Source organism: Rhodopseudomonas sp. WA056 (genome assembly GCF_010906995.1).
In the GTDB taxonomy this organism is placed as follows: Bacteria; Pseudomonadota; Alphaproteobacteria; order Rhizobiales; family Xanthobacteraceae; genus Rhodopseudomonas; species Rhodopseudomonas palustris_G.
Genome location: NZ_QPFS01000053.1, coordinates 24,221 through 31,376, shown reverse-complemented (window position 1 = coordinate 31,376; position 7,156 = coordinate 24,221). Strand labels below are relative to the sequence as shown.

Here is a 7,156-nt window from a genome sequence, read left to right as displayed (position 1 = left end):
AGGTGCGGATGGACAAATGCGTTTCCTCTCGTTGAAAGCCGCACTCTGCGGTGCGGGCCGGCAGATCGATCGCCCGGTCTTGTTGTTGTCGGTACGATCCTGCTTACGGTCTCACGACAACCGCTGCGGTTCAATTGAATTGCGCCGCGACGGAGCAGCGTGGCTGCGCGTAGCCGCGCATATTTCATGAAGCGGACTAATCGCTGACGGGCGATCGTCGAGTAGCAGGCTCGGGCGATAACAACGATGGCGACGTTGCGGCTGCGCGTGCTGTTGTCCGACGGGGGGGGGCATATCACCGCGCCCGTCTCTCACCGCGCTCGGAGTTCGCCAGGCATCGCGCCGAGATCCGCTGCGCGGTGGCGCAGCCGGCCTTCCCGCCGGGTGGGAACGGCTCTCGTGAAGACAACGCGCCGAAATCGAACGCTAGAGATCCTTGGTGTAGTCGTCGCGATCGCGAGCCGGCGCGCAGATGTCCCCGCTTTCGTAAGGGTCGTCTTCCACGGCCGCAGCCGGCTTCTGCTGATCCGGCTTGGGCTGCTGCTCCGGCTTCGCCGGGTCGGCTTCGCCGCCGCGGCCGGAGCTCTTGTCCCGGCCCGGAGCGGCGGACTTGCGTCGCTTGCGGAGGAAGCCGATCATTGGGGCTCGGTTCCGTGATGGCCGGCGCGGGTGGGACGGAGCGCACACGCAACCAGCGTTACTGTCCTCTTATTTCAACTGCGATTGCAGCGCCGAGACCAGAGCGGATTCGTCAGAGCTCGCACGCGATTTTCGCATCGCCCTCGGGCCGGGCGCGGGCCCGGCCTCGGATCAGGTCCGCCGGCCCGAGCTCTGCTGGTCGGCCAGCCACTCCGACAGCGGCCGCGGCTTGTCGTCCTCGGCCTTCTTGGCGCCTCGCTTGGTGGTCGAGGCCGTCGTCCTGGCGCGCTGGGTCTTGCCCGATGTCGCGGATTGCGGCATCGCGGCTTCGCGTGCGAGCCGCAGGGCGCGCAGGCGTGCCATATTGTCGAGGACCGCTTTGGCTGCGGCCTCGCGTTCGGTCTTTGCGCCGTCGCTTTCAGCGACGCCGCCGACTTTGTGATCGTCGTCGTTCGTCATTCTTCCAGTTCAATTGCAGTCCAATCGGGAGGCGGCGTGATAGCACGAAAAAAGCCTCCGAACAGCCTTTCGGCGAACGGAGGCTCTTCGACATTGGTTTCGCGTGTGAGCGGCGTGGAACGCCGCCGTGCGATCAGAAAGTCACACCCGCCTTGGCCAGATAGGTCCGGCCGGGCAGCGGATAGGCGCCGTAGCGGCCGGGCGTGAAGGTGCTGGCCACCGCATAGTCGTAGTATTGCGCGTTGAACAGGTTGATCACGCTCAGCGACCAGAAGAAATGGTCGATCTCGCCGCTCAGCTTGACGTCGACGGTGCCGTTGGCCGGGATCTTGACCTGGCTGTTGGCATTGTCGCTGTCCATGAAGCGACTGCTCCAGGCCCGCGCAGTGGCATCGAACACGACGTATTTCTGCCAGATGTTCCAGGTCACGCCGGCATTTGCCGTATAGCGCGACACCAGCGGCACGTCGTTGCCGGAGAACGGCCCTTCGCGAAAGGTCGCGCGGGTGTAGGCCGCGCCGCTGCGCAGCAACAGCGAGTCGCTGATGCGGAGCGAAGAGCTGGTTTCGCCGCCATAACGGCGGGTCGGATCGAGATTGGTGTTGTAGAAGTTGACGGGATCGTAGCGGATCTCGTTGGTCAGATCCATGTTGTAGACGCTCGTCTGCATCTCGAACGGACCTGACTTGATGCGGAAGCCGCCTTCGACATCCACCGAGGTCTGGGTCTTGAGCGCGAAGGTGCCTGGGATCGGATTGAAGAACGCGTCGTAGGACGGTCCGGAGGCGACACGTTCGTCGACATTCGGGGTGCGGAACGCACGAGCGGCGCGGGCGAACACGCTGAACACATCGTTGAAGCGATGCTCGAGGCCGACGTGCAGGGCATGCTGGGTCTCGGTGCTGTTCAGCGGCAGCGCCTGCGCTTCGCCGAAATAACCGGGCGCCAGCGGATTGAGTCGGTCGCTAGCCTCGACTTTCACGCTCTGCACCCGGCCGCCATAGGAGAAGTCGGTGGTCGGCAGGACGGCGATGGTCTGCTGCCAATAGCCGGCCAGGGTCTTCTGAGACAGGTTGTAGACGTGAACCGGCGGCGTGCCGCGATACTGGCCGCGGTCGGAATCATAGGTCGCGTCGTAATAGTCGAGGCCGGTGAGGATCTTCGACGGCAGGCCGAAGAACGCGTTCTTGATGCTCAGCCGCGGCGTGATCGACCAGGTCCGTAGATGTGCGTCGAATGCGCTGGCGCGGGAACTCAACAGCGGCAAGCTGCCGAAATAGCCGGCCTGCTGACGCTTGTCGCGAACGCCGCCGTCGACGATCAGTTCGGCACCGTCCCACAGTGATTTGGTGAAGCCGGCGGTGATGTTGGCGCCCTGCTTGTCCGCATAGTCGAACGGCGTGTTGGTGCCGCGGCGGTCGGTCTGGAGCTGGTTGACGCCGATCGACGGATCGACGGTGCGGGAGCCGGGCAGGCCGAGATGCTGGTCGTCGCCGGAGATATTGAGGAAGGCGCTGAGATCGGCGGTGGTGTAGCGCAGTTCGCCGAGCGCGTTGTTCTGTTCCAGCGCGTTGTTGGCGCGGTAACCGTCGGTACGGACGTGATTGGCGAAGGCCGACGTTGACCATGGGCCAGAATTGAAAGCCGCCGACACCGCAGCGAGGCGCTGGTTGAATGAACCGACGCCGCCTTCGGCGCGGAACGTTGCGGGTGGGCCGCCGGCACCGGTCTTGGTGACGATGTTGATGACGCCGCCGACAGCATTGTCGCCGTACAGCACCGCACCGCTGCCGCCGCGAGTGATCTCGATACGCTCGATCGATTGCAGCGGGAGGCTCGACAAGTCGATGCCCTGCAGATCGAGGTCGTTGAGACGGCGGCCGTTGATCAGGAACAACGTGTTTGAGGTTGCGGTGGCGCCGAAGCCTCGCAGATCGACCGAGGAGCCGGTGCCGTTGACGCCACCGTACAGCGACGTGCTCTGCACACCGGGCGTCTGCGCGATGATGTCCTGCACGGTTTGGGCCGGTGAACGAGCGATGTCTTCGGCGGTGATCACTGTGCTCGACGTTCCGACGATGGCGTTGGAGGTGCGGGTCGCGGTGGCGCTGACGACGATCTCCGGCAGCACGTCCTGCGCGGTGGCAGGCGTGATGAGCGAAAGTGAAGGCACCAGAATCGTGGAGGCGAGAAGCGCGCGCGAAAGGGCGGAGCAGGGCCGCGGCGCGGCGGGACGGGAATGCATGGGATCAACCTCGGCTGACGTCTGTGGCACGTCACAGCGAACGAGGTCTCACCGGCTTGTTCGGAAGCGGTGAAGACAATGCCTGCAATTCCCGGCCGGCAACTTCGCGTGTGACCACGAATGACGGCAGGTCTCCTGGCTCGCGGTTGATCTTCCGTCGCCTTCCCAGGACCGAGGTTCCCAGTGGCATCCGACGAAAGACGATCCGCTTACAGTTGCGGGAACAGCTACGGCCTAGAACGCGAAAGTGTCTGCGTCCGCACCGTATTCCCTTTTCATCCCCTTTCGGGAAACCGTCGCCTCCATCTAGGAGTCCCGGGATTCGCGAGTCAATTCGCCGATGGCGGCGAACAGGCCCAATCGTGGTCGGATTGTGACCGGCTGTGACTTGCGTGTAACAGCCGGGTCTGTACACCTCGCACGATAGCGGATGCGGCAGGTGGCGATGGCGGAGTTCGTGGTGGAGTTCGGCAAGGATGGACGGCGCGTCGAGCCCGACGGCCGGCTCGATGCCGCTGCGTTTCATCGTAATGACGCGCCGATCCGCGCCGTGCTGGCCCGGCTGCTCGCCGGCCGGCAGGGCGACGTGCTCGAAGCCGGCAGCGGCACCGGCCAGCATATTGCCGCACTGGCGCGCGAGCATCCGTCGATCGTGTGGTGGCCGAGCGATCTCAACGACCGGCATCTGGAGAGTATTGCCGCGTGGCGTGCCGATGCGGCGCTGGCCAATCTGCGGCCGCCGCAGCGGATCGATCTGGCCGATCCCGCCTGGTCGGTCGCGCCGGTGGAGGGAACCGCACCCGGGCCGCTGCTGGCGCTGTTTTGCGCCAACGTCGTGCACATCGCGCCGTGGCGCGTCGCCGAAGGGCTGCTGGCCGGCGCCGGCAGGCTGCTGCGCCACGACGGGATGCTGGTGCTGTACGGGCCGTTCAAGCAGGACGGCAGGCACACCGCGCTCAGCAATGCGGTGTTCGACACCAGCCTGCGCGACGCCAATCCGGAATGGGGCGTGCGCGACGTGGCGGATCTGGAACGCCTGGCTGCCGGCGCCGGTCTGACGCTGAGCGAGATCGTCGAGATGCCGGCCAACAACCTGATCCTGGTGTTTGTACGGGCAAAACCGGCGGGGGCCGATGCGGCCGGCGGTGCTGCGGCGGGTTGATCGCGCCCGGCCCGGCCCTATGATGCGCGCGCAATCGCCGGCCGGTGTCGGCCGGCGCGAGGAGAATCCCCGCCGATGGTCGATGCGACGGCCAACGACATCGTCGAAGACGATGCCCGTGCCCGTTCCAATGTGGTGCGGCTGGTCGCGGCGCAGGCGCTGACCGGCGCCAACGCCGCGGTGATCTTCGCCACCGGCTCGATCATCGGCGCCCAGCTCGCGCCGCAGATGTCGCTCGCCACCGTGCCGCTGTCGATGTACGTGCTCGGCCTCGCCGCCGGCACGCTGCCGACCGGTTGGATCGCGCGGGTCTACGGCCGGCGCGTCGCCTTCATGATCGGCACCGGCTGCGGCGCGCTCACCGGCGTGCTCGGCGCCGTCGCCATCCTGTACGGCTCGTTCCTGCTGTTCTGCGTCGCGACGTTCATCGGCGGGCTCTACGCCGCGGTGTCGCAGTCCTACCGGTTTGCCGCCGCCGACGGCGCCAGCGCGGCCTATCGGCCTAAGGCGGTGTCGTGGGTGATGGCCGGCGGGGTGTTCGCCGGCGTGCTCGGTCCGCAGCTCGTGCAATGGACCATGGACGTCTGGCAGCCCTATCTGTTCGCGTTCTCCTATGTGGTGCAGGCGGCGATCGCGCTGATCGCCATGGCGGTGCTGTGGGGCGTCGATGCGCCGAGGCCGAAGCCGGCCGAACGCGCCGGCGGCCGCCCGCTGCTGGAGATCGTGCGGCAGCCGCGCTTCATCGCAGCGGCGCTGTGCGGCGCGATCGCCTATCCGATGATGAATTTGGTGATGACCTCGGCGCCGCTGGCGATGCAGATGTGCGGGCTGAGCGTCGGCGATTCCAATTTCGGCCTGCAATGGCACATCGTGGCGATGTACGCGCCGAGCTTCGTCACCGGCTCGCTGATCATCAAGTTCGGCGCGCCGCGCGTGGTCGCGGCCGGCCTGGTCCTGGAGGCGCTCGGCGCCGGCATCGGCCTCACCGGCGTCACCGCCCCGCACTTCTGGGCGACGCTGTTCGTGATCGGGGTCGGCTGGAACCTGGCGTTCGTCGGCGCCTCGGCGCTGGTGCTGGAAACCCACCAGCCGAACGAGCGGACCAAGGTCCAGGCGGTCAATGATTTCATCATCTTCGGCCTGATGGCGCTGGGCTCGTTCGCGTCCGGCCAATTGCTGGCCGACTACGGCTGGGCGACCGTCAATCTCGCGGTGTTTCCGCCGGTGTTGCTCGGCCTGATCGTGCTGGCCGTCACCGGCTGGTCGAAGATACGAAGACGTGCGGCCCTGGCCGCCACCGAACTGTCCGATCGCGGCGTCTGACCGCGCACCAACACGGCCGGCGGCGAACGCCGGACAGGGGAGGGAGTCCGATGCCGTCGCGCGCGACGAATGACGCTCGCCGCCGATGGTGACGACCCCGGCTCCCGACGAGACCTCGTTCCGCTATCCCGGCTGGCGGATCGTCGTGGTTTGCTTCGTCGTCGCCACCTTCGGCTGGGGCCTCGGCTTCTATGGCCAGAGCGTGTACCTCGCAGAACTGGCCCGACTTCACGGCTGGCCGTCGTCGCAGATCGCCACCGCAACGACGTTCTTCTATCTCGCCGGTGCGCTGCTGGTGGCGTTCGTCGGCGATGTGATCCGCACCATCGGGGCGCGCGCCTGCCTGCTCGGCGGCATCGCCGCGATGGCGCTCGGCACTGCGCTGCTCGGCCGGATCGACGCGGTCTGGCAGCTCTATGCGGTCGATGCGCTGCTGGCGGTCGGCTGGGCGGGGACCAGTCTTGGCGCGATCACCAACACGCTCGGCCTGTGGTTCGACCGGCGCCGCGGCATGGCGATCAGCCTGGCGCTGAACGGCGCCTCTTTCGGCGGCATCGTGGGCGTGCCGCTTCTGGTGGCGCTGATCGGCGCGCTCGGCTTCGCCGGGGCGACCTTTGCGGCGGCAGTCGCCGCGGTGATATTGCTGATGCCGCTGGTCGCGATCGTGGTTGCGCCGCCGCGGCATCCCGCCAATGCCGCTCCGGTCGCCGCCGCGCCGCGGCCGCTGTCGTCCGGCGCGATCCGCGGCAGCGCGTTGCGCGACCTCGGTTTTCTGACCGCGACGATCGCGTTCTCGCTGGTGCTGTTCGCGCAAGTCGGCTTCATCGTCCACCTGATCGCCTATCTCGATCCGCTGATCGGACGGGAGCGTGCCGCGCTGGCGATGTCGCTGCTGACCGCGATGGCGGTGGTCGGACGCGTGTCGCTGTCGGTGGTGATCGATCGTCTCGATCAGCGTCTGGTCTCGGCGCTGTCGTTCGCCAGCCAGGCGGTGGCGCTGGGCGTGTTGATCTCCACCCGCGATGAGGCGCTGCTGCTGGCCGCTTGCGCGCTGTTCGGCTTTTCGGTCGGCAATCTGATCACCTTACCGGCGCTGATCATCCAGCGCGAATTTCCTGCGTCGTCGTTCGGCGTCCTGGTCGCGCTCAACACCGCGATCAACCAGGTCGCCTATGCGTTCGGCCCCGGCATCATCGGCCTGCTGCGCGACGCCTCCGGCAGTTACACGCTGCCGTTCGCCGGCTGCATCGCGCTGCAACTCGCCGCCGCAGCGCTGATCATGGTGCGGCGGGGGCGACGATAGCCTTTCGGCCGCCGCGGAAACGACT

The 7,156-nt window shown here is 66.9% G+C and carries 7 protein-coding genes and 1 riboswitch; of the genes, 4 read left to right on the top strand and 3 right to left on the bottom strand.

Going from position 1 to position 7,156, the window contains the following annotated elements:
- The coding region (locus DU475_RS24085) for a hypothetical protein (protein ID WP_205524357.1) at positions 1-190 on the top strand (190 nt) is incomplete at its 5' end.
- A 236-nt stretch (positions 191-426) separates the two neighbouring features.
- Here the strand turns inward: DU475_RS24085 and DU475_RS12545 are convergent.
- The 3 genes from DU475_RS12545 to DU475_RS12535 form a co-directional block, all read right to left on the bottom strand.
- Complete coding sequence (locus DU475_RS12545; protein WP_142884104.1) at positions 427-639, bottom strand: hypothetical protein; 213 nt, start codon at positions 637-639, stop codon at positions 427-429.
- A gap of 171 nt (positions 640-810) precedes the next feature.
- Positions 811-1,098 carry a hypothetical protein gene (locus tag DU475_RS12540; RefSeq protein WP_013504624.1) on the bottom strand — a complete coding sequence of 96 codons (288 nt, stop codon included), beginning with the start codon at positions 1,096-1,098 and terminating at the stop codon, positions 811-813.
- A gap of 133 nt (positions 1,099-1,231) precedes the next feature.
- Entirely contained in the window at positions 1,232-3,343 is a 2,112-nt protein-coding gene (locus DU475_RS12535) for a TonB-dependent receptor (protein ID WP_164632323.1), read from the bottom strand.
- A gap of 108 nt (positions 3,344-3,451) precedes the next feature.
- Positions 3,452-3,656, bottom strand: a riboswitch (cobalamin riboswitch).
- Between the two features lie 132 nt (positions 3,657-3,788).
- Here DU475_RS12535 and DU475_RS12530 point away from each other — a divergent pair.
- From DU475_RS12530 to DU475_RS12520, 3 genes are all read left to right on the top strand, one after another.
- Positions 3,789-4,505, top strand: coding sequence for a DUF938 domain-containing protein (locus DU475_RS12530; RefSeq protein ID WP_013504622.1), 717 nt, complete (start codon positions 3,789-3,791; stop codon positions 4,503-4,505).
- Between the two features lie 75 nt (positions 4,506-4,580).
- A complete protein-coding gene (locus tag DU475_RS12525) occupies positions 4,581-5,828 on the top strand; it encodes an MFS transporter (RefSeq protein WP_164632322.1) in 1,248 nt (415 codons plus the stop codon).
- 85 nt (positions 5,829-5,913) lie between these two features.
- Positions 5,914-7,131 carry an MFS transporter gene (locus DU475_RS12520; protein WP_047308491.1) on the top strand — a complete coding sequence of 406 codons (1,218 nt, stop codon included), beginning with the start codon at positions 5,914-5,916 and terminating at the stop codon, positions 7,129-7,131.
- Positions 7,132-7,156 lie beyond the last annotated feature (25 nt).